Annotated in this window: 13 protein-coding genes, 6 tRNA genes and 1 other RNA gene; 7 read left to right on the forward strand and 13 right to left on the reverse strand. The window is 66.5% G+C overall.

Annotated features, from left to right (window positions below):
* The 3 genes from CYJ10_RS18610 to CYJ10_RS18620 all read right to left on the reverse strand — a co-directional run.
* Nucleotides 1-1,764 (reverse strand): DNA polymerase III subunit gamma/tau (locus CYJ10_RS18610; protein WP_180862987.1); only part of this gene is annotated, 1,764 nt, incomplete at its 3' end.
* Between the two features lie 128 nt (nucleotides 1,765-1,892).
* Nucleotides 1,893-3,569, reverse strand: coding sequence for an L-lactate permease (locus CYJ10_RS18615; protein ID WP_101682976.1), 1,677 nt, complete (start codon nucleotides 3,567-3,569; stop codon nucleotides 1,893-1,895).
* 336 nt (nucleotides 3,570-3,905) lie between these two features.
* Nucleotides 3,906-6,410, reverse strand: coding sequence for an adenosylcobalamin-dependent ribonucleoside-diphosphate reductase (locus tag CYJ10_RS18620; protein ID WP_101683179.1), 2,505 nt, complete (start codon nucleotides 6,408-6,410; stop codon nucleotides 3,906-3,908).
* A gap of 160 nt (nucleotides 6,411-6,570) precedes the next feature.
* On the opposite strand from CYJ10_RS18620, the gene ffs reads away from it, so the two are divergent.
* Nucleotides 6,571-6,669, forward strand: an RNA gene (ffs, locus tag CYJ10_RS18625) — signal recognition particle sRNA small type.
* Between the two features lie 246 nt (nucleotides 6,670-6,915).
* On the opposite strand, the gene CYJ10_RS18630 is transcribed toward ffs, so the two are convergent.
* The 3 genes from CYJ10_RS18630 to CYJ10_RS18640 all read right to left on the reverse strand — a co-directional run bounded on the left by CYJ10_RS18630 (nucleotide 6,916) and on the right by CYJ10_RS18640 (nucleotide 13,850).
* Nucleotides 6,916-10,572 (reverse strand): UvrD-helicase domain-containing protein, encoded by a 3,657-nt coding sequence (locus CYJ10_RS18630; RefSeq protein ID WP_101682977.1) that lies wholly within the window; start codon nucleotides 10,570-10,572, stop codon nucleotides 6,916-6,918.
* Complete coding sequence (locus tag CYJ10_RS18635) at nucleotides 10,569-13,511, reverse strand: PD-(D/E)XK nuclease family protein (RefSeq protein WP_101682978.1); 2,943 nt, start codon at nucleotides 13,509-13,511, stop codon at nucleotides 10,569-10,571. Before CYJ10_RS18635 ends, CYJ10_RS18630 begins: the two co-directional genes overlap by 4 nt.
* Nucleotides 13,512-13,580: 69 nt before the next feature.
* Entirely contained in the window at nucleotides 13,581-13,850 is a 270-nt protein-coding gene (locus CYJ10_RS18640) for a hypothetical protein (RefSeq protein WP_101682979.1), read from the reverse strand.
* Nucleotides 13,851-14,313: 463 nt separating this feature from the next.
* On the opposite strand from CYJ10_RS18640, the gene trxA reads away from it, so the two are divergent.
* The 6 genes from trxA to CYJ10_RS18670 all read left to right on the forward strand — a co-directional run bounded on the left by trxA (nucleotide 14,314) and on the right by CYJ10_RS18670 (nucleotide 20,865).
* Nucleotides 14,314-14,640, forward strand: a complete 327-nt coding sequence (gene trxA, locus CYJ10_RS18645) for a thioredoxin TrxA (RefSeq protein ID WP_066734371.1) — start codon at nucleotides 14,314-14,316, stop codon at nucleotides 14,638-14,640.
* Between the two features lie 181 nt (nucleotides 14,641-14,821).
* Nucleotides 14,822-16,084, forward strand: a complete 1,263-nt coding sequence (gene rho, locus CYJ10_RS18650; RefSeq protein ID WP_061959700.1) for a transcription termination factor Rho — start codon at nucleotides 14,822-14,824, stop codon at nucleotides 16,082-16,084.
* Nucleotides 16,085-16,180: 96 nt separating this feature from the next.
* Entirely contained in the window at nucleotides 16,181-17,026 is an 846-nt protein-coding gene (locus CYJ10_RS18655) for a M90 family metallopeptidase (RefSeq protein WP_101682980.1), read from the forward strand.
* A 171-nt stretch (nucleotides 17,027-17,197) separates the two neighbouring features.
* The gene (locus CYJ10_RS18660; protein ID WP_101682981.1) at nucleotides 17,198-17,455 is read left to right on the forward strand and encodes a type B 50S ribosomal protein L31; all 258 of its coding nucleotides are present in this window, start codon (nucleotides 17,198-17,200) and stop codon (nucleotides 17,453-17,455) included.
* Between the two features lie 156 nt (nucleotides 17,456-17,611).
* Nucleotides 17,612-19,396 carry an ArnT family glycosyltransferase gene (locus tag CYJ10_RS18665; RefSeq protein ID WP_101683180.1) on the forward strand — a complete coding sequence of 595 codons (1,785 nt, stop codon included), beginning with the start codon at nucleotides 17,612-17,614 and terminating at the stop codon, nucleotides 19,394-19,396.
* Between the two features lie 83 nt (nucleotides 19,397-19,479).
* Nucleotides 19,480-20,865, forward strand: a complete 1,386-nt coding sequence (locus CYJ10_RS18670; RefSeq protein ID WP_101682982.1) for an MATE family efflux transporter — start codon at nucleotides 19,480-19,482, stop codon at nucleotides 20,863-20,865.
* 278 nt (nucleotides 20,866-21,143) lie between these two features.
* Here CYJ10_RS18670 and CYJ10_RS18675 read toward each other — a convergent pair.
* From CYJ10_RS18675 to gltX, 7 genes are all read right to left on the reverse strand, one after another.
* Nucleotides 21,144-21,220: transfer RNA gene (locus CYJ10_RS18675), tRNA-Asp, on the reverse strand.
* A gap of 62 nt (nucleotides 21,221-21,282) precedes the next feature.
* A tRNA-Glu gene (locus CYJ10_RS18680) sits at nucleotides 21,283-21,358 on the reverse strand.
* A gap of 112 nt (nucleotides 21,359-21,470) precedes the next feature.
* Nucleotides 21,471-21,546: transfer RNA gene (locus CYJ10_RS18685), tRNA-Ala, on the reverse strand.
* A gap of 164 nt (nucleotides 21,547-21,710) precedes the next feature.
* A tRNA-Asp gene (locus tag CYJ10_RS18690) sits at nucleotides 21,711-21,787 on the reverse strand.
* A 68-nt stretch (nucleotides 21,788-21,855) separates the two neighbouring features.
* Nucleotides 21,856-21,931 (reverse strand) — tRNA-Glu (locus CYJ10_RS18695).
* Nucleotides 21,932-21,939: 8 nt separating this feature from the next.
* A tRNA-Ala gene (locus CYJ10_RS18700) sits at nucleotides 21,940-22,015 on the reverse strand.
* A 211-nt stretch (nucleotides 22,016-22,226) separates the two neighbouring features.
* Entirely contained in the window at nucleotides 22,227-23,624 is a 1,398-nt protein-coding gene (gene gltX, locus CYJ10_RS18705) for a glutamate--tRNA ligase (RefSeq protein ID WP_101682983.1), read from the reverse strand.
* Nucleotides 23,625-23,740 lie beyond the last annotated feature (116 nt).

Raw genomic sequence — 23,740 nt, forward strand, 5'->3', positions numbered from 1 at the left:
CGCGCGCTCGCGCACGGGTTCCGGCGCAGCCGCTGCCTGCTGGACGCCTGCCGCCGGGGCGGCGGGCTTCGGCGACGCCGGGGCCGCTTGCACGGGTGCCGCCGTGGCGGTGGTCGCCGGGCGCGAAGCCGAAGGCGGACGCAGCGGCTGGGCCGCCGGGCGCTGGCTGGCCGCGGCGACGGCAGCGGCGCCAGCCATCGGCGGCGCGCTGGCACCGGCCGGGCGCGAAGCACCCTTGCCGGCCGATCCCTGTCGAGCAGCTTCCAGGGCAGCACGCGCCGGTGACATGGCCGTGCGGCTGCTGGCCGCCGGCGCGGCCGGAGCGTCAGGCATGACGGGGATTTCGGGCACAGCGGCAACCGCAGGCGCGCTGGCCATGGGCGCCGCAACGGGTTCCGCCATCGGTGCCGGCGTAGGCGGCGTAGGCGGCGTGGCGGCCCTGGCCACATCGGCAACCGGCATCTCAGCCTTTGGTGCCGCAGTCTGCGCCACGGGCGCTTGCGGCGTGGCGGCCTTCGTCGGCGTGGCCACAGCAGCCTGCGCAACCGGCGCAACCGGCGCAGCGGCCATGGCACGCGGCGATGCGACCGGCGGGCTGGCCGGACGCGGCCGCGCCACCGCCTGGCCGCCACCGCCCTGCCCGCCCACCGGCGCGGCAGGCGTGGCCGACGGCCGGAAGGCCAGCATGCGCAACAGCGTCATCGTGAAGCCGGCATATTCGTCCGGCGCCAGCGCAAGCTCGCTGCGGCCAAGGTTGGCAATCTGGTAGAAGAGCTGGATTTCCTGCGCGTCGAACTGGCCGGCCAGGCGGCGCACGTCCGCGGCCTCGGGCCATTCGTCCTGCACCGATGCCGGCACGGCCTGCGCCAGCGCGATCTTGTGCAACAGCGAGCCCAGGTCTTGCAGCGCACCGGCAAACGACAGGCTGCGGTCAGCCATCGAATCGGCAATGCCCAGCATCGTGGCGCCGTCTTCGGCGGCCAGCGCATCGAGCAACTGCACGAGGTAACTCTGGTCGATCGCGCCCAGCATGCCGCGCACGGCGTCTTCGGACACCTGGCCGGCGCTGTAGGCGATGGCCTGGTCGGTCAGCGACAGCGCGTCGCGCATCGACCCATGGGCGGCCTGCGCCAGCAGGCGCAGCGCGTTGCCATCGTGGCTGATGCCTTCCTGGCCCAGGATATGGTCCAGGTGCGACACGATATGCCCCGGCGGCATCTGCTTCAGGTTGAACTGCAGGCAGCGCGACAGGACGGTGACCGGAATCTTCTGCGGATCGGTCGTGGCCAGGATGAACTTGACGTGCCCGGGCGGCTCTTCCAGCGTCTTCAGCATCGCGTTGAAGGCGTGGTTGGTCAGCATATGCACTTCGTCGATCATATAGACCTTGAAGCGGCCAACCGTCGGCGCATAGACCGCCTTGTCGAGCAGCTGCGCCATCTCGTCGACGCCACGGTTCGACGCCGCGTCCATCTCGATATAGTCGACGAACCGCCCGCTATCGATCTCCATGCAGGCCTTGCACTGCCCGCAGGGCTGGGCGGTGATGCCGCCGTTGCCGTCCGGGCCGGTGCAATTGAGGGCCTTGGCCAGGATCCGGGACAACGTGGTCTTGCCGACACCGCGCGTGCCGGTGAACAGGTAGGCGTGATGTAGCCGCTGCTGTTCCAGCGCATGCGTGAGCGCGCGCACCACGTGCTCCTGGCCGACCAGCGTGGTGAAATCCCGTGGGCGCCATTTGCGCGCTAGAACTTGATAACTCATGGCGGCGATTGTAGCAAAAGGCGGGCCTCAGCAATCGGGAACCGGCCCGGCAAACCCTGGCCGGCCGGCGCCCACAAAAAAGCCCCGCCTTGGGGCGGGGCTTCGTGTCACATCGGGCTGGCCAGCCGTCAGTGAATCACCATTTGCGTGAACGGATGCACATACGCCTGCAGCGTCACGAACAGGCCGACCAGGATGGCCAGCGAGATCGAGTGGAAGAACACATAGCGCAGGATCTCGCCCTCGTGGCCGTACCACTTGGTGGCCGTGGACGCCACCACGATCGATTGTGCGTCGATCATCTTGCCCATCACGCCACCGGAGCTGTTGGCGGCCGCCATCAGCGTCGGCGACAGGCCCAGCTGCTCGGCCGTGGTCTTCTGCAGGCCGCCGAACAGCACGTTCGACGCCGTGTCCGAGCCCGTCAGCGCCACACCCAGCCAGCCCAGCATCGTGCCGAACAGCGGGTACAGCACGCCGGTCTGGGCAAACGCCAGGCCCAGCGTGGCGTCCAGGCCCGAGTAGCGGGTCAGGTAGCCGATGCCGAACATCGCGCAGATCGTCAGCAGCGAATAGCGCACGAGCTTGATGGTTTCCCAGTATTCCTTGAACAGGCGCGGGATCGAGTAGCCCATCAGCAGGCCGCCCACCACCGCCGACACCAGAATGCCGGTGCCCGCCATCGACAGCACGTTGAAGCTGAACACGGCGCCTTCGGCGATTTCCTTCGGCACCACCGGCGGGCCCTTGATAATGGCCTTGTCCAGGCCCGGAATCGGGTACTTCCACTGCCAGAGGCCGTCCATCAGCTTCTTGAACTCCGGAACGCCCCAGACAAACACGAACACGGTCAGGATCACCCACGGCATCCAAGCCTTGACCACCGAGATGCCGGCCGAAGCGGCCGTGGCACGGGCCTCGGCCTCGATGGCTTCGGGATGGTCGACCTTCGAGTCGTCGTGGCGGCCCAGGATACGCGTGGACGTCCAGATTTCCTTCGGTTGCCAGATCTTCAGGAAGCCGGTCAGGCAGCCCATCGAGATCAGCGCCGAGATCACGTCCACCAGCCACGGGCCGTGGAAGTTCGACACCAGGAACTGCGGCACCGCGAAGCTGACGCCCGCCACCAGGATGGCCGGCCAGATCGCCAGCATGCCGCGGAAGCCCGCGAACGCCCAGATCAGCCAGAACGGCACCAGCACCGAGAAGAACGGCAGCTGGCGGCCGATCATCGCGGAAAGCTGCACCTGCTCGATGCCCGTCACCGACGACAGGCCGATGATCGGTGCGCCCAGCGCGCCGAATGCCACCGGCGCGGTGTTGGCGATCAGCGCCAGGCCCGACGCGGCCAGCGGCGAGAAGCCCAGGCCGATCAGGATGGCACCGGTCACGGCCACCGGCGTGCCGAAACCGGCCGCGCCCTCGAAGAATGCGCCAAAGCTGAAGGCCACCAGCAGCAGTTGCAGGCGGCGATCCTCGGTCACGCCGGAGATCGAGTTCTGCAACACCTTGAATGACCCGTTTATCGTGGTCAGCCGGTGCAGGAAGATGATATTGAGGACGATCCAGCCAATCGGGAACAAGCCGGACACGATGCCGAGCCCCGCCGCCTTGCCGGCCATGGCCGCCGGCATGCCGAACACGAACGACGCGACGACGATACCCACTACCAGCGCCAGGCCGGCCGCCAGGTGCGCCTGCATATGAAAGAACGCCAGCGCGGCAAGCAGCACGGCGACCGGAACCCCTGCAGCAATGGTCGAAAGCGCCATGCTGCCTAGCGGGTCATAGACTTGACTCCACACGATTGAATCCTCCTCTGGTTGATACGGCTGCCTGCCTCTGACGGGCCTGGACCTCCGGACGACATATGCCCCACCGAGCGACGCAAGCGCCGCCCGCCGGACAGAAAGGGGATTGTAAGGACGGGTTCCCGGCTCACCGCCCAAAATCCGGTCATCGACCCGATGAACCGGATTCAGGGATCAGGGTTTATTCGGGGGCAGTCTGGTGCACCTCACATCCTCGCGCGCAGCGTACTCCTTAAAACGATCGTTCGATATAGGTGATGTGATGGAGGCGCGGCCCAAATCGATGCACGGCTGTGCATCCTGGGCCGCACCTTGCCGGCAGGTGCCGGATCAGCCGCACTCGCCCACGTAGCCGCAGTTGGCGCACTTGGCGCAGCCGTCGACCTTGTGCAGGGCATGCGCGCCACACTCGGGGCAGGGCTTGCCGGTGCCAATGCCGGTCACGGCCGTGGCGGCCTGGGCGGGCGCCGTCGGCCGGGCCAGTATCACCGCCGCCTCGCCGCCGTCGCGCCGGGCCAGCCGGGCCGCCAGCGCAGTCACGGGCACCTGACCGCCCTCGTCATCCAGGAAGCCACGCTTGATGAGGATGCGCTGTAGCGCATAGCTCAACGCCGCCACCTCGGAGTCATGGAAACGCGGCACCTCGGTGCCGTCCTGCCGCACCACCGATCCATAGCGCACGGTGCCCTTGTCCCACACCACATTGCGCATGTCGGCCAGCGCCTTGGCGATCGGGCCGCCCGAGCGCGCCACCATCGACAGCAGCCGCATCGTCGACGTGATCCACTGCTGCCCCTCGCTGCGCTGGCCGGCCGGCATGAAGAACTCGATCGGCCGTTCGATCGTCACAGGCTGGCCGTCCACCGTGCCCGCGACGCGCATGAAGTTGACGGTCAGATAGACGGTCTTGTGGCCTTCGTAGGTCAGGTATTCGACCTTCGAGGTCACGCCTTCGAGGTCACCCAGCGGACGGCTGCCGAACAGCCGCGTGAGCGGATCGTCGCCGTTCTGCAGCGCACCCGGCGCAGTCGCGGCCCCGGGCGCCTCGGCCGCCGGCGCCACCGACAGCACGGCGCCCAGCACCTGATTGGGCCGGTAGGTGGCCAGCCCCTTCAGGCCGGCCTTCCAGGCTTCCAGGTACAGGTGTCGGAAGGCCTCGTACGGATAGTCCTCCGGCACGTTCACGGTCTTGCTGATGCTGGTGTCGATGTACGGCTGCACGGCTTCCAGCATCCGCATATGATCCAGCGCCGACATCTGCAGCGCCGTAACGAAGCTGTCCGGCAGGCGGTCCATGTCCCCGCCCATATGCCGATACCGTCGCCAGGCGTGGTCGGCCACCTCGAACGTGCGATAGCTGTCGTCCGGCATGCGCTTGCGGCGGTTGTACGTCCACGAGAACGCAGGTTCGATACCGTTCGACGCGTTGTCCGCGAACGCCAGCGTGATGGTGCCCGTCGGCGCGATCGACAGCAGGTGCGAATTGCGCAGCCCGTGCGTGCGAATGGCATCGCGCACGGCGTCCGGCAGGCGGCTGACAAAGCCGCCGCGCAGATAGTCGTCGGCATCGAACAGCGGGAAGGCGCCCTTCTCGTCGGCCAGTTCCACCGACGCCAGGTACGCGTGATCGCGCATCGATTCGGATATCCGGCCCGCCAGCGCGCGGGCCGCGTCGGTGTCGTAACGCAGCCCCAGCATCACCAGCGCGCTGCCCAGCCCCAGGAAGCCCAGCCCGATGCGGCGCTTGGCCTGTGCCTCGGCCTGCTGTTCGGGCAGCGGCCAGAAGGTGACGTCGAGCACGTTGTCGAGCATGCGCGTGGACACCCGCACGACCTCGGCAAATGCGGCGAAGTCGAAGCTGGCCGCGTCGGTGAACGGCTGGCGCACGAAGCGCGTCAGGTTGATCGACCCCAGGCAGCAGCAGCCATACGACGGCAGCGGCTGCTCGGCGCACGGGTTGGTGGCCTCGATCGTCTCGCAGTAATAGAGGTTGTTGTCGGCATTGATGCGCGACAGGAACAGGATGCCCGGCTCGGCGTGGTCGTAGGTGGCCTGCATGACCTGGTCCCACAGCCGGCGCGCCGGTACCCGCCGATATACCCACTGGCCATCGTCGCGCCGGTAGGCGCCGGCCGCGATCACGTCCATGCCCGGCTCGGCCTCGTGCACCAGTTCGATCTCCTCATCGGCCTCCACGGCCCGCATGAAGGCATCGGTGACGCCAATCGAGATATTGAAGTTGGTTAGGTCGCCGCGATCCTTGGCGTGGATGAAGCTCTCGATGTCGGGATGGTCGCAGCGCAGCACGCCCATCTGCGCCCCGCGCCGCGCGCCGGCCGACTCCACCGTGGCACACGACGCATCGAACACCTTCATGAACGACACCGGCCCCGACGCCCGCGAATGCGTGGCGCGCACCAGCGCGCCGCCGGGCCGGATCGACGAGAAGTCATAACCCACCCCGCCGCCGCGCCGCATGGTTTCTGCGGCCTGCGCCACGGCCGTGTAGATACTGGGCTTGCCGCTGCGGGATTCCGACACCGAATCGCCCACGGGTTGCACGAAGCAGTTGATCAGCGTGGCCTGGATACCCGTACCGGCGGCGGAGTTGATACGCCCGGCCGGCACGAAGCCGTTTTCCAGCGCCCAGAGGAAGCGCGCGGCCCAGGTGTCACGATGATCGGCCGGCTCGACGTCGGCCAGCGCACGCGCCACACGGCGACGCACATCGTCGATGCTGCGCTCCTCGCCCTTGGCGTATTTTTCCTGAAGAACTTCAATGGAGATGTCTTGCGGCACGAGTGCGCCGCGGAGGATCTGGTCGTTTGCGTTCATGCCCCAACCTGTCTGGATGAAAAGTCGGCTGAAAATGCCGTCCGCCATGCTGCCAGCATGGCCAGGCGACACCCCGGTATCAGATCAAACTCCCGTCGAACAACCTCGTAGAACAACGAAATTGGAAACGTTGCGCCAGGTTGGGTTACAATGCCGGTCGGACGGGCCTCCTCGCATGGCGGCGCGGTCAACCTGGTCAGGTCGGGAACGAAGCAGCCACAGCCGTTTTCCACCAGTGCCGAGGGTCAGGCTCGTCCCCCTTCTTCCTGCTTTATCTTTCTTCGCGCGACGTTCTTCGCGAAAATTCCACGAAATTGATGCTTTCCTGCCTAATGGCGGGATACGGGCGTTCGTGCGCCACACGATGATGAGCCGCGCGCCGAAACGCCCGGCCCGGCCTCGCCCCCGCCGCGCGGGCGGGGGGCGCAAACCTGCGGAATCGAAATAGCAGCGCCTGAATAGCAACGCCCAAACAGCAACGCCTATTCTGCGCCTCTTTTCCAGATCAGAACAACGACCCCTGCTGCGTCGTGGCGATTGGCACCGGCGACCGTGACGGCGCCGTGGCGCGCAGCACATCCGCATCGATCCACTCCCCGGCGGCCGTTGCCACGCCGGCGTCGATCCGCTTGCCCGGGAAGACCGGCTGCACCGCCGCCACGTAGCGCGCCAACTGCGCGCCATAGGCCGCGTGCTCCTGCGGCAGCAGGCGCTGCTTGTAGTCGATGATGACCACCCGGTCGTCGAACTCCACCAGCCTGTCGATCCGCAGCAGACGGCCCCGGCCATCGTAGAGTTCCACCTCGTTGCGCGCCGACACCGCGTCGGGGGCGAACAGCAGCGGCCGCAACGCAGGCGCCGCCAGCATGGCGTGCAGGTCGGCCACCGCCGCTTCGGCCTGCCGCTGCCAGCGCTCGCGTGCCTGGGGCGCGCCCGCCCCGGCCAGCGGGAACCAGCGCATCACGGTGGCGGCGTCCGGCACGCCGGCATAGACGTCCGGGTAGCGCGTCAGCCGCTCCAGCAGCGCGTGCACCAGTTCGCCATGCGCGGCGGCCTCGGCGTCGAACACGGTGGCTTCGGCTTCGTCCTCGAAGGCGCCCTCGGTTGATTCCGCCTCCCCTTCCGCTGCTCCATCGGCCACCCCATCTGCCACCGCGTCAGCCGCATCGCGATAACGCAGCCGAAAATCGGTGTAGCGCACGCGCTCGCTGGCCGCGCTGAACGTATCGGCGGCCGCGACTTCGGCCTCGGGATAGGCCGTCACCTCGTCACCGATGCCCGCCCCGGCCAGCCGCACGTACCAGCTGCCGGCGATCTCGGCGCCGTTGGCCTCTTCCTTCGCGGCCTTGCTGGCACGGCCTTTGACGCCGCTGACCAGCAGGCCCTGCTGCGCACGCGTCATGGCCACGTAGAGCAGGTTCCAGTTCTCGCGCTCGGCCAGTGCGGCTTCGGCCTCGAACATCGGCGCGCGCGCCAGTCCGCGCTCGCTGCGCTTGCCGTAGGCCGAGAAATGCCGTGGCGCCAGCGATGCCGGCGGCCAGTCCACCAGGATGCCGCCGCGGTCGGCGGCCGGATCGCTGTGGTTGGCATCGAGCAGCACCACGAACGGTGCCTCCAGGCCCTTGGCCGCATGCACGGTCAGGATATGCACGGCGTCGAGCTGGCTGTCGCCGGCATCGTCGGGCTCGGCCTCGGTGTCTTCCACGCCCTCGCCCATGCCACCCTCGTCGGGGCTTTCGTCCTCGTCGCCGCGCCGTATCTCCTGCAGCTCGTCGATGAACTTCGGCAGGCTCGGGTAGCGGCCGCCGTCGAGGTCGAGCGACAGCTTCAGGAAGGCATCCAGATTGGCCAGCACCTGCTCGCGGATGGCCGACGGCGCAGCCTCCGCGTAGCGGCGGCGCACCTCGCCGTGGTGATAGATATGGTCGATCAGGTCATGCACGGGCTTGTGCGGCGCCAGCGCCAGCCAGGCGCGCAGCCGGGCGATGCCGGTGCGCAGCGCGTCCGACACATGCTCGGGCAGCCCAGTCGCGATGCGCGACCACCAGCCGCCCTCGCCTTCGATCATCGCCAGCAGGATCAGGTCGTCGTCGGTGGCGCCCACGATCGGGCTCTTGAGCACGTGCGCCAGATCGAGATCGGATTCCGGCGTCATCAGGAACGCCAGCAGCGCCGAGATATCGAGCGCTTCCAGCGTGGTCAGCAGACCGCCCCGGCGCGGGCTCAGGCACGGGATGCCGGCTTCGCGCAGCGCGCGCTCGTAGTCAGGCAGGTACGTCTTGCGGCGCACCAGCAGGTGCATGTCGCGCCAGGTGGCGGGCCGCGACACATCCCCCTCGCGCACGGGCACCTGCTCGCGCAGATAGTGCAGCCAGGCGGCCACGCGGCGGCCTTCCTCGAAGCGCAGCGAATCCCCCTGCTGCACGCGCGGCTGCGTCAGCGTATCGCGATGGCCGTCACCGTCGGGCTGATCGTCGTCGGCACCCGCTGCCTCGTCGGCTGCGCTGGCGGCGTCCTCGGCCTCGACCAGCGGCAGCAGCCAGATGGGTCCGCCCGGATCCTTCAGCGCCGTGGTCTGCGTCTCGTAGAGCGGATAGCGGCCGTCGGCGCGGGCGTGATCGAACACGGCGTTGACCCAGTCCAGCACCTCGGGGCGATTGCGGCGCGTGCGGTTGGTGCGCAGCACCGTGGCACGGAAGTCCGCCTGCAGCATGTCGCGCGCGGCATCGAACAGGCGCGCATCGGCGCGGCGAAAGCGATAGATCGACTGCTTGGGGTCCCCCACCAGGAACACGGTCGGCTTGTCGCCCAGGCCCTGGTAGCCGGCCAGCCAGCCCTGCAGGATGCGCCATTGCAGCGGGTTGGTGTCCTGGAATTCGTCGAGCAGCAGATGGCGATAGCGCGCATCGAGCCGCACCTGCAGATAGGTGGCGGTTTCCTCGTCGGCCATCAGCCGGGCAGCCAGCCATTCCAGATCGGCGAAATCCATCGCGCGCTGCTCACCCTTGTAGCGCTGGTAGCGCTCCAGCAGCGCATCTCCCAGCCGATACAGCGCCAGGTTGATGGCCAGCACGGCGGCCTCGCAGCGCCGCGCGGCAATGTCGTCGAGCCGCGCGCAATGGTCGGCCACGCGGGCGATCAGGCCTTCGGCGCCGCCTTCGCCGCCACAGACCTTGACCAGCGCCGTGGTGGCCTTCATCGCGCGCGGCTTGCCGGCGTCGGTGAAGAACGCGGCGCGCAGCTGGCCGAAGGCGTGCGTGGCGGCGTCGCCTGGCGCGGCACCGGCATCGCGCCAGGCCCGGATCGCGCGCAGGCCGTCCACCAGCCGCGACGCGTGGGTCTGCTCGGTCTTGCCGGCCCGGCCCAGGGTCAGCGCCAGCTGGGCGCAATCCTCAAGCCAGTCGTCATCGGCCAGCGCCTCCACCAGCACGTCGATGGTCGCGTCATCGCCAAGATCATGGGTCAGCCGCTGCGCCGCATCGCCGTCATGATCGGCGGCATCGCGAAACGCCCACCACTCGTTGCGCGCATGGAACATGCGATCCAGCAGGCTACGCGCCTGGAAGTCGCCAATCGCATCGACCAGTTGCTCATAGGCTTCGCGCAGGTCCGCATGCTGCGGATGGGCCAGCGCGCGCCAGAACGGCGCCCAGGCCTCGCGCCTCATGCGCAGGGCGTCTTCGCGCAGCGACGCGCCGGGCACGATGCCCGACGACAGCGGCGCACCACGCAGCAGCGTGCCGAACCAGCCGTGGAAGGTGTCGATGGCCATGCGGCCTGGCGAAGCCAGCACCTGCGCATGCAGCAGGCGAGCGCGCGGCAGCGCGGCGCGTGCGGCATCGGGATCCAGCCCGCGCATTTCCAGTTGGGCCAGCACTGCGTCGTCCGACCCGCTGGCCAGTTGCGACAGCACTTCCAGCAGGCGTTCGCGCATCTCCTCGGCGGCCTTGCGCGTGAAGGTGATGGCAAGGATCTCGTGGGGTGCGGCGCCGGCGAGCAGCAGGCGCACCAGCCGCGCCACCAGCAGCCAGGTCTTGCCGCTGCCCGCGCAGGCTTCGACCACGACGGAGCGTGCCGGGTCGCAGGCGGCGCGCGTGAAATCGGCCTCGCCCACGGGCTGGCCATCGCGCAGATAGGCGTGGATGTCCTGGCTGGCGTTCATGATCGAAGATCCGGCAAGGCGGTGGATTCCCAGAAGCCCTTGCGGCACAGGCCGCGCGCTTCGCAATAGGTACAGGCGGCGGCATCGCCGAATGCGGGCAGCTTCGCGCCCTGCCGCAGGCGGCCCACGTCATGACGCAGTTGCCGCTCCAGCCACGTGACGGCGGCCTGGAATTCGGGCAGGTCGACCTCGCGCTGCGCGCCAGGTGCGCTGTCGCGGCCACCCTGCTTCACGCCTTCGAGCGCCACCCAGCTGCCCGCCACGGCATCGGCGCGCAACAGGCCGTAGAACGCGAGCTGGCAGTCTTCCTCGGCATCGCCCACCTTGCGGCGCAGGCGGCTGGCGGGCTGGGTCTTGTAGTCGAGCACCGCGTGGGCGCCGTCCGGCCCCTTGTCGAGGCGGTCGATCCGGCCGGCCAGCCGCAGCGGCATGCCGTCGGGCATCGCCACGTCGACGCCGGCATCCAATTCGCCGCCACGCCAGTGCCAGCCCATTTCCTCGCGGGCGGCCTGCCATGCCACATACGACGGCAGCACCTCGCACCAGCGGCGGTAGTAGCTGATCGCGTTGCCGTCCTCGGCCATCTGCTTGCCGAACACGGTGTCGGAGATCTGCTGCAGCCGGGCCAGCCGCCGCGCGTCGTCGCGCTCGCCGGCGTCGTGGATTTCCTGGTGGTACTGCAGCAGGACGCGGTGCAGCAGGTTGCCGATGTCGCGCTTTTCCAGATCGTCGTTGAGCGATTCGAGCCCGGCCAGGCCCAGCATGCGGCCCGCGAAGAACTGATAGGGACAACGGCGCAGCATGTTGTACGCGGCCGCGCTCCAGCGGGCCGGCACGCGTTCCGGCGCGATCGGCGCGGGCATGTGGCCCGGCTGCGCGAAGGTGTCCAGCAGTTGCGGCGCGGCGCCGGCCTCGATCGGGGCCCCGGCACGCGCGCAGCAGGCGGACAGCCGCTCGATCCAGCCCGACACGTGATGGGGCTCGCCCCGGCTGCCGAAGCGTTGCCAGGTCAGCACCACGTCATCGTTGTTGAGCAGCACCTCGGCCAGGTCGCGCGCCTGCTGCGCGAAGCGGGCCTCGCGATCTTCCAGCCCCAGTTCGCGGCGCATCTGGTTCGAGAAGAACATCAGCTCGGCCGCGCTCGACGGCAGTTGGGCATCGTCGCAACCCACCACCACCACGCCGTCGAAGCGGCGCATCCGCGCGCCGTTGAGCGGCAGGATCGTGATACGCGACTGGCTTTGCGCCAGCGGTTCCTTGTAGGCCACGGTTTCGAGCAGCGCGGCCAGCATCGCGCGGAATTCCTGCTGGTTCAGCGTGGCATGGCTGCCGGTTTCGTCATCGGCCAGTTCGGCCAGCCGCGCCAGCGCATCGAGCAGTTGCTGGCCGGCATCGTCGGCGGCCAGCGCGGGGCGCATCGCCAGCGCGTCGAGCGTGGCATCGAGCCGGCCCAGCCAGACCGACAGCGGCTGCTGGGCGTGGCCGCGCGGCCATTGGCCGGCTTCATCGGCCAGCGTGGCGATCAGGCCGCGCGCGGCGGCGCGCACGTGCAGCGTTGTATCGCTGGCTTCCATGGCCTCGGCGTCGACGACCGTCGTCCCCTCGCGCTCCGCGAACAGGTGGCGCAGGCGCGTCCAGCCGCCAGTGATCGCGTCGCGCCGGATCTGCCGCTCCAGCAGCGCAATGGCTGCGCCGCGGTGGGCAGCGTCGGGCAGACAGAACGGCGACTTCAGCAGGTCAAGCAAGGCGGCGGTATCGCCATCGCGCACCAGCACGTCGAACCACCGCATCAGCGCGGCGGCGGCGCGCGTGGTGGACAGCTTCCAGCCCGTTTCATCGCGCACCGGCGCCCCGGCACGGGTCAGCAGTGCGCGCGTGCGGCGTGCCACCACGCGATCGTGTGCCACCAGGGCCACGTGCTTGCGGCCCTCGTTCAGCCATTGCACAAGCTGCGCCGCAGCCGCGGCCGCTTCGTCCTCGAAACGGGCGCTGCCGATGACCCGCACACGCGGGCGCTGTTCGGGCAGCGTCTGGGGCAGCGCGGGCATCGGGGTATCCGTGGGGCGCCGATCATCGGCGTGAGGCTCGCCGGCTTCGGCCCCCTCCTCGCCCGGTTCCGCCCGTTCGGCACGGCGCGCCTCGGGCCACAGGGCCAGCAGCGTCTGATACCAGTCGGCGTCGGCAGGCGCTTCGCCGCCGGTCCAGTCGTAGCCCACTTCCAGCGTCGGCACGAGTTCACCGGCTTGCTGCAGGAAGCTGGCCTCGATGGGTTCGGGCGGCGTCGGGCCGATCCACACCACTGGCCCCGCTACCTGCTGCGCCAGCCGCTGCAGTGCACGGCGACGGGCCGGCAAGGGGTCGTCCGGGCCGGAAAGCATCTGCCAGAACGCCAGGACGATCTGGGCCTCCTGACCAAGAAAGCGCTCGGACAGATGGGCGTAGGTGCGCTGTAATGCACCCTGCAGCAGCGCGGCACGATCGTCGCCGTCGATATCGTCATCCTCGCGAATGGCGGCGTCCTCCAGCCATCGCGCGCTCAGTTCGTCGCTGATCGACAGCAGCGTCTGCGCCAGCCCCCAGGCGGCGCCCTCGGTCTGGGCGCCGAATGCGCTGCGCAACCAGTCCTGCGCGCGAATGGCCTGCTGCACGGCCAGCAACCGCGCCGCATGACTGCGCGCGGGCGCCGGCTCGACGTCGAGATCGGGGGGCAGGTCCAGCAGCCAGTGGCCCAGCGTCAGCACGCGCGGCAGCAGGCGCGGCTGCCCGGCGGCGCGCGCCGCGGCATCGAGCGCCTGGCGCACGCCGGGAATCTGCGCGGCAGTGGGCACGACCACGTGCGCGGCCGATGCGGCGGGGCCGCAGTGGTCAAGGAAATAGCACGTCGCCGTGGCGGCCTGTTCGAGAAACGACGGGCCAGGTGGAAACGAAAGCCGGGTCATGGAGGGTAGGAACCGATACGTATCAGCGATGCAGGGCGACCCGGGCGCCCCGGATGCACGTGGAAAGCGTCAGTTACCGCCTCGGCCGCCGCCTTCCAGCCGGGCTCGCAGTTCGCGGGCGGTTTCCAGCAATCCCTCGTAGCCGGAGCGCGCATGCTCTGGCAGGTCGGGGTCGCCAATCAGCGTGCCGAGGGTTTCCATCACGCTGTACACCAGGCCCTTGGCGGCCCCGGTGGCGATGCTTTCGGATTCGACCGCACTGTGCAGATGTGCCAGCGCTTCGCTCAGCTGGTCCGGATCGGGGGTATCGGTATCGGGCTTGCGAGGATCGGGCGTCATGATCGATGGCCTATGTCGGAAGATGCAGGGTTGGCGCATCCGGCCTGCCATTCTACGCGCAGCGCGGATGCGATCCGTCCAAGTGCATTCTAGATCATGCCCCGCGCCTTTTTCTACGGGAAATCCCGAGCCGGCGGCACCCACGCGGGCACAAATACCTCCAATGAGGGATGCCGATTGAGTCCGTCTCTCGGGTCGATTGAAACTATCATCGGCAACAGAAGCCGCAGCACGGCACAATGTGTTCGTGACCACCGCGAGCGCCTGTTGGCACGCGATGCGCGGCGGGTGACTCCGGGGCTTGAAATCCGGCAAGCTGGTAACATATCGGCGTCAATGGCGGCGCGTGTCGCCACGCATTGCCGTCCGGCGACCCTGCATGATCTCGTGTAAGGTAGCGGTTCAGCCCCACGGCAGTTGCCCGCCTTCAACATAAACTGAGCAAAACCTGAGGTTCCCCGCCATGAGCGACCAAATCAAGTATGTGAGCGACGCATCGTTCGACACCGACGTGCTCAAGTCCGACAAGCCCGTGCTGCTGGACTTCTGGGCTGAATGGTGCGGCCCCTGCAAGATGATTGCCCCGATCCTGGACGAAGTCGCGAAGGACTACGGCGATCGCGTGCAGATCGCCAAGATCAACGTGGACGAAAACCAGCAAGTGCCGGCCAAGTTCGGCATTCGCGGCATCCCGACCCTGATCCTGTTCAAGAACGGTGAAGTCGTGGCCCAGAAGGTTGGCGCGCTGTCGAAGTCGCAGCTGACCTCGTTCCTGGACGCACAGGTCTAAGCTACCGACCTCCGGCCGGCGCCTTGCGCCCCGGCCTGGCATGATCCGGCCTCGCGTGCGCCAGTTCTGGCGCGCCGGCCGGATTGTGCTAAGATGCGACCCAACAACTTCCCCGAGCGTTCGCTCATTCCTTCCCCCTCCCTAGGTCTTGCCCGTTCGGGCCCTTCTGTACCCCTTGTCTATGCACCTGACAGAACTCAAATCGCTTCACGTGTCTGCGCTTCTCGAAATGGCGGCTACGCTCGAGATCGACAACGCACAACGGATGCGCAAACAGGAACTGATGTTTGCGATCCTGAAGAAGCGCGCCAAGATGGGCGAAACCATCTACGGAGACGGCACGCTGGAAGTTCTGCCCGATGGCTTCGGTTTCCTGCGCTCGCCGGAAACGTCGTACCTGGCCAGCACGGACGACATCTATATCAGCCCGTCGCAGATCCGCCGCTTCAACCTCCACACCGGTGACTCGATCGAAGGTGAAGTGCGTACGCCGAAGGACGGCGAGCGCTACTTTGCACTGGTCAAGGTGGACAAGGTCAACGGGCAGCCGCCCGAAGCGGTGAAGAACCGCATCATGTTCGAGAACCTGACGCCGCTGCATCCGAACCGGCCGCTCACGCTCGAACGCGACATCCGCGCCGAAGAGAACATTACCGGCCGCATCGTCGACATGATCGCCCCGATCGGCCGTGGCCAGCGCGCGCTGCTGGTGGCGTCGCCGAAGTCCGGCAAGACCGTGATGCTGCAGCACATCGCCCACGCGATTGCGAACAACCATCCGGAAGCCGACCTGTTCGTGCTGCTGATCGACGAACGCCCGGAAGAAGTGACCGAAATGCAGCGCTCGGTGCGCGGCGAGGTGGTGGCGTCGACGTTCGACGAACCGGCCATCCGTCACGTGCAGGTGGCCGAAATGGTCATCGAGAAGGCCAAGCGCCTGGTGGAACTGAAGCGCGACGTCGTGATCCTGCTGGACTCCATCACGCGCCTGGCACGCGCCTACAACACGGTGGTGCCGGCCTCGGGCAAGGTGCTGACCGGCGGTGTGGACGCCAACGCGCTGCAGCGTCCGAAGCGTTTCTTCGGTGCCGCGCGTAACCTGGAAGAAGGTGGTTCGCTGACCATCATCGCCACCGCGCTGATCGAAACCGGCAGCCGCATGGACGACGTGATCTACGAAGAGTTCAAGGGTACCGGCAACATGGAAGTACACCTGGAACGCCGCCTGGCGGAAAAGCGTGTCTACCCGGCCATCAACCTGAACAAGTCCGGCACGCGCCGCGAGGAACTGCTGATCAAGCCGGAAATCCTCCAGAAGATCTGGATCCTGCGCAAGTTCATCTCGGACATGGACGAAGTCCAGGCAATGGAATTCATCCTGGACAAGATGAAGCCGACGAAGAACAACGCAGAGTTCTTCGACATGATGCGTCGCGGCGGCTGACATCGGGCAGTTGCCACCGGCATGAAAAGGCGTACCCTTCGGGTGCGCCTTTTTTCTTTTCCGACCCCGCTCCGACCCCGCATTCACGCCTTCGACATGTTCGGCAAACTGTCCAGCTACCTGCGCGCCCGCTCGCGCGAACGCAAGCTCGCGCACTACGCCATCCCGGACGACCTGTGGGCCCACACCGTGGCCGCCCTGCCGTTCGTCCAGCGCTATGGGGCCGATGACCTGGCCACCTTGCGCGAACTGGCCACGCTGTTCATCGCCAGCAAGGAATACTCGACCGCGCACGAACTGGAGCTGACCGACGAGATGGTAGTAGGCGTGGCCGTGCAGGCCTGCGTGCCGATCCTGAAGCTTGGCATCGAGTGGTATCGCGGCTGGCACGGCATCGTGCTGTATCCCGGCGAATTCCTGATCCGCAAGACCGTCGAAGACGACATCGGCCTGGTGCATGGCGTGGAAGAGGAAGCCAGCGGCGAAGCCTGGGAGCACGGCCCCGTGATCCTGTCCTGGCAGGACGTGAACATGCCCGGATCGGGCCTCGACAACGGATCGGACTCGTATAACGTGGTCATCCACGAATTCGCCCACAAGCTCGACATGCTCGACGGCGAACCCGATGGCGTGCCGCCGTTTTCGCGCGTGCTGCATCCCGGCGTCGATGCCGAACAATGGGCTGAGACTCTTCTCACGCAGTACGATGTGTTTGCCGAAGCTTGCGAAGTGCTGCCAGATGCCGCCTGGGACCACCCGGAGCGGCTGCCGCCAAGACTGCGCGTCATCGACCCCTACGGGTGCGAGGCGCCGAGCGAGTTCTTTGCCGTGGCGTCCGAGTCATTTTTCGTCGATCCCAAAGGCCTGAATGAGCACTGGCCCGTGCTCTATGACGTGCTCAAGCAGTTTTATCGGCAGGACCCCGCAGAGAGTGGCGCATAGATCACCAACAGTCGCGTTCTGACGACATCGGAAATCGGGCCCCGGATATTGCCCAGGCTCTTGTTTTTCTGCCATAATCCCGGTTTGCCCGTTATCGGCAAGTGGTTCGCTCGTCGCAAGCAGCTGCGACACCACGGAGCGGACTGGCTACCCAACCTGAAAGGAAGCACCATGAAAGAAGGCATTCACCCGAATTATCGCGAAGTCCTGTTCCACGACGTGTCGAACGACTTCAAGTTCGTGACCCGCTCGACGATCCAGACCAAGGACACGATCGAACACGAAGGCAAGAGCTACCCGCTGGCCAAGATCGAAGTGTCGTCGGAATCGCATCCGTTCTACACCGGCCAACAGAAGATCATGGACACGGCTGGCCGCGTCGAGAAGTTCCGCCAGAAGTTTGGCAGCAAGCTGGCCGCCAAGAAGTAATTGGCCGACGCTTCCAAGCGACTGCGGCGCGCAACAGGACAGATGCTCCTGGCACGCGCAACCTGACAAAGAGGCAGCATCGGCTGCCTCTTTGCATTTGTGGCCCACAATAGCGTTTCGCGCACGCTCAAGCTGGGCTACCCCGATTTACTGCCGATGTCCCAAGCCACCAAGACCTCTCCCGTCCACCTGACCGCTGCCGCCACCGGCGCCCTGCCGCGCTATCTGCTGCTGGCGATCTGCATCATCTACGGACTGACCGGCCTGTTCGGCCGCGACCCGTGGAAGAACGAAGATGCCGCGGGATTCGGCGTGATGTGGCAGCTCGGCTCGGGCAACCTGCAGGACTGGCTGATGCCCAATATCGTGGGCCGCCCGTTCAGCGAGGACGGCCCGCTGGTGTACTGGGTGGGCGGGCTGATGATCCGCCTGTTTGGCGGCTGGCTGGGCGCCCCCGATGCCTCGCGGCTGGCCACGGCCCTGTTCTACTTCGGCACGTGCGCCTTTATCTGGTATTCGACCTATCTGCTGGGACGCCGCGACGAAGTCCAGCCGTTTGCCTTCGCCTTTGGCGGCCAGCCTGACGCGCGGTCCTATGGCCGCGCACTGGCCGACGGCGCACTGCTGATCTTCCTGGCCTGCGTGGGCCTGGCGATGCGTGGCCACGAAACCACCGCGCAGGTTGGCCAGGTCTGCTTTATCGCCTTGATGCTGTACGGCATGGTCCGCAGCCTGGACAAACCGGTCCAGGGCAGCCTCTGGTTTGGCGTGGGCCTGGCCGCACTGTGCATGGCCAGCGGCCCGATTCTCGCCGCGGCATTGCTGGGCGCGGCACTGATCGCCGGCGCCGTATCGCAGCCGGTGCCGCTGAAGCGGCTGCTGATCATCGGCGTACCCATCGCGCTGGCCCTGGTCGCCGCCTGGATGGCCACGGTCTACTTCGGCGCGACCACCACCGACGACGGCGTGACCTATATCCGCGAGTGGGCTCGCTACGACCGCCGTACCTACGGTCTGCCGACCCTGCCCACCGCAGGTTTTATCGCGCGCAACTTCCTGCTCTTCGCCTGGCCGGTCTGGCCGATCGCGGCCTTTGCCTGGCTGTCGTGGCGGGGCATGCGGCGGGCGCCTCACGTGACGCTGCCGCTGGCCATCCTGGCCATGCTGTTCCTGCTGCTGGTGCTGCAACGCAGCCCGGGCGACGTGCAGTTCATCCTGCTGCTGCCGCCGATGGCGATCCTGGCGGCCTTCGCGCTGCCCACGCTGCCGCGCGCGGCCATCAATGCCGTGGACTGGTTCGCCCTGCTCTTCTTCACGATCTTCGGCGGCACGGTGTGGTTCATGTGGATCGCCAAGACCACGGGCTGGCCGCCCAAGGTGGCCAACAACGTGTTCCGCCAGATTCCAGGCTTCGAGCACACGTTCACGATCAGCGCTGTGGTCATCGCGCTGGCCGTCACGGCCGCATGGGTGCTGGTCGTGCGCTGGCGGCTGTCTCGCGCGCCCAAGCAGATCTGGCGCCCGGTGGTGATTTCGGCCGCCGGCACCACGCTGATGTGGGTCATGGCCATGACGCTGTGGCTGCCATCGATCAACTACGGCAAGACCTACCGCGACGTGGCCAAGGCGGCGGCCCTGGCGCTGCCGTCGACGTACCAGTGCGTGCAGCCGATTCGCATGGGGGATGCCCAGCTGGCATCGTTTGCGTATTTCGGCCAGATCCGCTTTGGCGGCCCCGCCGACGGCTGCGACGTGCTGCTGCGCCACGATGCCGTGGACTACGGCGCGCCAAGCAATGTCTCGCACTTCGAGTGGCGCCTGATCTGGGAAGGCCGGCGCCCGGCAGACCGTGACGAACGGTTCCGCCTGTATCGGCTGGTAGATACGTCGCAGGCCAAGCCTGCGCAGACCCCGGCGCGACGCCGTCTGCCACGGCAGTAATCCCTCCAACGCGCGGGCGGCTGGCCGCCCGCGAACGCTGGCCCGGCCTCCGCGCCGGGTGCGCCCCCAACCCACCTTCCACGATGAGCAGCGCGCTGCAGGATCTTCGTCGCATCGTTCACCTTGCCGCCCCGGTACTGGTCGGGCAACTGGCCGTTATCGCCTTCGGCGTCACCGACACCATCATGGCCGGCCAGGCCTCGGCGGCCGATCTGGCTGCGGTCGGGCTGGGCGGCTCCATTTACGTCACGGTCTATATCAGCCTGATGGGCGTGCTGCAGGCGCTCGCGCCAGTTGCCGGGCAGCTTTACGGCGCCGGACGCACCGCCGAGATTGGCGTCGAAGTCCGCCAGGCCGCCTGGCTTGGCCTGGCGCTGGCCATCCCCGGGATGCTGCTGTTGCTGTTCCCCGGCCCGCTGCTGGCCTTCGCCCAGGCGCCGCCGGAGCTGGTCGACAAGGCGTCGCGCTACCTGCACATCGTAGCGTTCGGCCTGCCTGCGGGCCTGGCGTTTCGTATCTATATGGCGCTGAACAATGCGCTGTCGCGGCCGATCATGGTCACGGTGCTGCAGATCGCCGGCCTGATGCTCAAGGTGCCGCTCAATGCGTGGTTCATCCACGGCGGTTTTGGCGTGCCGGCGATGGGCGGGCCTGGGTGCGCGCTGGCGTCCACGCTGATTACCTGGACGTGGTGCCTGTCCGGTCTGACCATCCTGCGGCTTGGCGCCGCCTACCAGCCGCTGGCGATTTTCGCGCGCTGGGAATGGCCGCGCTGGGATCGCATCCGTCCGCTGCTGCGGCTCGGGGTGCCGATGGGGCTGACCTACCTGATCGAGATCACCTCGTTCACGCTGATGTCGATCTTCATTACGCGGCTCGGCACTGAGACGCTGGCCGGCCATCAGATCATCGCCAACCTGAGCGCGGTGGCGTACATGATGCCGCTGTCGCTGTCGATTGCCACATCCACGCTGGTGGCGCAGGCCATTGGCGCCCGCGACATGCTTGGCGCACGGCGCATTGGCTGGCGGGGCATCCGTTTTGGCGCCAGCCTGGCACTGGTCACGGGCGCGCTGTTGTGGCTGCTACGCGAGCCGCTTCTGCACGCCTACGCCAAGGACCCGGCCGTCATCGCCAAGGCATTGCCACTGGTGCTGTTTGTCGCGTTCTACCAGGCCTTCGATGCCATCCAGGTGATGAGCGCCTTCATCCTCCGCGCGTACAAGATCGCCTTGATTCCCACCCTGATCTACGCCGGCTCGCTATGGGGCGTAGGCCTGGGCGGCGGCTACGTGCTCGGCTTCGGCTTGATCGACGCCATGCCGGCCTTTACGCGTGGCGCAGCCGGCTTCTGGATGGCCAACAGCGTCAGCCTGGCCATCGCCGGCACGCTACTGGTGCGATATTTCAGGCAGGTGAGCCGGGTAAAGGCAGCGGAGTTGCCAGCAGAGCCGGTCAAGGCGATGTGATCGCCAGGCTTCTCGGGATCTGAGGACAAAGAAAGCCTGCCTGTGCAGGCTTTCTTTTTGGCTGCCAGGGACATTTGCGGCCGAAAAAAACCTGCTTGCGCAGGCTCTTTTAGGTGTGGCGATGCTGCCCGCAGGGCTAACGGGGCTCGCCGACATCCGACAGGCCGCGGATCCGACTGCAAGCGAATCCCTTCTCGCCCCGCCGGGAGCGGCGCAGGCAGATCCCCGTGTTTCTCACAGGCGAAAAAAAAGCCTGCTTGCGCAGGCTTTTTTAAATTTGGCGGAGCGGACGGGGCTCGAACCCGCGACCCCCGGCGTGACAGGCCGGTATTCTAACCAACTGAACTACCGCTCCGTTTTCTGCTGTTACCCGGGTATCCCGGCTAACCGCTAGGCGTTTGATTACGCCTGGCTGTTTGGCGTCCCCTAGGGGATTCGAACCCCTGTACTCACCGTGAAAGGGTGATGTCCTAGGCCTCTAGACGAAGGGGACAGAAATCTGTTGCAAGCAACGTCTTCCGTCGTTTGCTGCGAAGTCCGGCATTTTACCAGAATTTTCGCAACTTGAAGCAACTTTTTTACTGCACCGGTTGCTTCCCAAACCTTGGTGGAGCTAAGCGGGATCGAACCGCTGACCTCTTGCATGCCATGCAAGCGCTCTCCCAGCTGAGCTATAGCCCCGAATATTCGGCACTGCCTATAATCGCAACGACTTGCGAAGTCGCGATTATATTTTGATTTTTGAAGCCAACAACTTTGCTTCAGGTAAATCGAAAGATGATTATCAGATAATCACCTCTCACCCAAATAAAAACCCGCTTGGTTTCACCCAAGCGGGTTCAGTCTGGCGGAGCGGACGGGGCTCGAACCCGCGACCCCCGGCGTGACAGGCCGGTATTCTAACCAACTGAACTACCGCTCCGTTTTTGCGGTTGCCACCCGAAGCTTCGCTTCGGACAGCCAACTGGACGAATGGTTACGTCCAACATCTGGCGTCCCCTAGGGGATTCGAACCCCTGTACTCACCGTGAAAGGGTGATGTCCTAGGCCTCTAGACGAAGGGGACAGAAACTTTGGTGGAGCTAAGCGGGATCGAACCGCTGACCTCTTGCATGCCATGCAAGCGCTCTCCCAGCTGAGCTATAGCCCCATAGTTACTGCCATTTACTACCACTGCTTGCCGCCAGATTTACTGCTTTCCGGCGAAGCGGCGATTATAAATCAATCACCATTTTTTGCAAGCCCCTTTTTCCTAGTTTTTCAACCGGGCTGCTTGACTTGCGTCGTGCAGCAGGGAGAACGAGATTATGCGGAAGTCTCGACCTGAGCGCAAGCCCCTACCGAGACATTTCTGCACATTTTTATGCAGCAGCCAGGCGGCGCAGCACCGTGTCGCGGCCGAACAGCTCCAGCACCGCATCGATACCCGGCGTTTGCAGCTGGCCCGCCACCAGCAGGCGCACCGGCATGGCCAGCTTGGGCATCTTCAGCCCGAACTCGGCCAGCACGGCCTTGAACGTGGCGCTGATGCCTTCGCGCTTCCACTCGGGCAATGCGGCCAGTTGCGTCGCCAGCGCCTGCAGCGCCGGGCGAATCTCGTCGGTCAGGTGCTCGGCCTTCAGTGCGGCGTCGGCCTGCGGCTCGCCGCGATAGAACAGCATCGCGGTCTGCGCCACTTCCTTCAGCGTATTCGCACGGTCCTTGACCAGCGCGACCACACCCACCAGATCCACACCTTCCACCTTGCCGCCCAGCGCCTCGATGAACGGGCGCGTCAGGTCGGCCAAGCGCGCATTGTCGCCCATCTTGATGTAGTGATTGTTCAGCCAGGCCAGCTTTTCCGCGTTGTACTGCGCCGGCGATTTGCCCAGGTGGTCCAGGTCGAACCATTCCACGAACTGCTCGCGCGTGAAGATTTCGGCGTCGCCGTGCGACCAGCCCAGCCGGGCCAGGTAGTTCAGCACGGCCTCGGGCAGGTAGCCTTCTTCGCGGTAGCCGGTTACGGCCATCGCGCCGTGGCGCTTGCTCATCTTCTCGCCCTGCTCGTTCAGCACGGTCGGCAGGTGGGCGTACACGGGCACGTCACCGCCCAGCGCACGAATGATGTTGATCTGGCGCGGGGTGTTGTTGACGTGGTCGTCGCCACGGATCACGTGCGTGATCTTCATGTCGAGGTCGTCGATCACCACGCAGAAGTTGTACGTCGGCGTGCCGTCGGGGCGGGCGATCACCAGGTCGTCGAGCTCTTCATTCGAGATCTCGATGCGGCCCTTCACGGCGTCATCCCACACCACGCTACCGTCTATCGGATTCTTGAAGCGCACCACGGGTTGCACGCCGGCCGGCGGTTCGGGCAGCACCTTGCCCGGCTCCGGGCGCCAGAAGCCGTTGTAGCGCGGCTTTTCGCCAGCCGCGCGCTGGGCCTCGCGCAGGGCGTCCAGTTCCTCGGTGCTCATGTAGCAGTGGTAGGCCAGGCCATTGCCCAGCATCTCGCGCACAACCTCGCGATACCGGTCCATGCGCTGCATCTGGTAGAACGGGCCCTCGTCGATATCGAGGTCCAGCCACGCCATGCTTTCCAGGATCACGTCGACCGCTTCCTCGGAAGACCGTTCGACGTCGGTATCCTCGATACGCAGGATGAAGTCTCCCTTCATGCGGCGCGCAAACGCCCACGGGTAGAGCGCGGAGCGAATGTTGCCTAGGTGGATGAAGCCGGTCGGGCTCGGCGCGAAGCGGGTGCGGACGCGTTGTGTCATGGTCGGGGAGAAACAAAAAGGCCCACGCACGGATGCGCGCAGGCCGGATTTCGCTGAACTTCTGATCGTCGCATTATACGCCCTGCCCGATTCCAGACCGGCCACGGAATCATTTA

The sequence above is a fragment of the Cupriavidus pauculus genome, assembly GCF_002858765.1.
Taxonomy (GTDB): domain Bacteria; phylum Pseudomonadota; class Gammaproteobacteria; order Burkholderiales; family Burkholderiaceae; genus Cupriavidus; species Cupriavidus pauculus_B.

Excerpts from the sequence above, each read along its gene's own strand:
- CYJ10_RS18620 (WP_101683179.1), bottom strand. The coding sequence starts at position 6,410 with ATGAACGCAAACGACCAGATCCTCCGCGGCGCACTCGTGCCGCAAGAC.
- CYJ10_RS18630 (WP_101682977.1), bottom strand. The coding sequence starts at position 10,572 with ATGAACGCCAGCCAGGACATCCACGCCTATCTGCGCGATGGCCAGCCC.
- CYJ10_RS18635 (WP_101682978.1), bottom strand. The coding sequence starts at position 13,511 with ATGACCCGGCTTTCGTTTCCACCTGGCCCGTCGTTTCTCGAACAGGCC.
- CYJ10_RS18640 (WP_101682979.1), bottom strand. The coding sequence starts at position 13,850 with ATGACGCCCGATCCTCGCAAGCCCGATACCGATACCCCCGATCCGGAC.
- trxA (WP_066734371.1), top strand. The coding sequence starts at position 14,314 with ATGAGCGACCAAATCAAGTATGTGAGCGACGCATCGTTCGACACCGAC.
- rho (WP_061959700.1), top strand. The coding sequence starts at position 14,822 with ATGCACCTGACAGAACTCAAATCGCTTCACGTGTCTGCGCTTCTCGAA.
- CYJ10_RS18655 (WP_101682980.1), top strand. The coding sequence starts at position 16,181 with ATGTTCGGCAAACTGTCCAGCTACCTGCGCGCCCGCTCGCGCGAACGC.
- CYJ10_RS18660 (WP_101682981.1), top strand. The coding sequence starts at position 17,198 with ATGAAAGAAGGCATTCACCCGAATTATCGCGAAGTCCTGTTCCACGAC.
- CYJ10_RS18665 (WP_101683180.1), top strand. The coding sequence starts at position 17,612 with ATGTCCCAAGCCACCAAGACCTCTCCCGTCCACCTGACCGCTGCCGCC.
- CYJ10_RS18670 (WP_101682982.1), top strand. The coding sequence starts at position 19,480 with ATGAGCAGCGCGCTGCAGGATCTTCGTCGCATCGTTCACCTTGCCGCC.
- gltX (WP_101682983.1), bottom strand. The coding sequence starts at position 23,624 with ATGACACAACGCGTCCGCACCCGCTTCGCGCCGAGCCCGACCGGCTTC.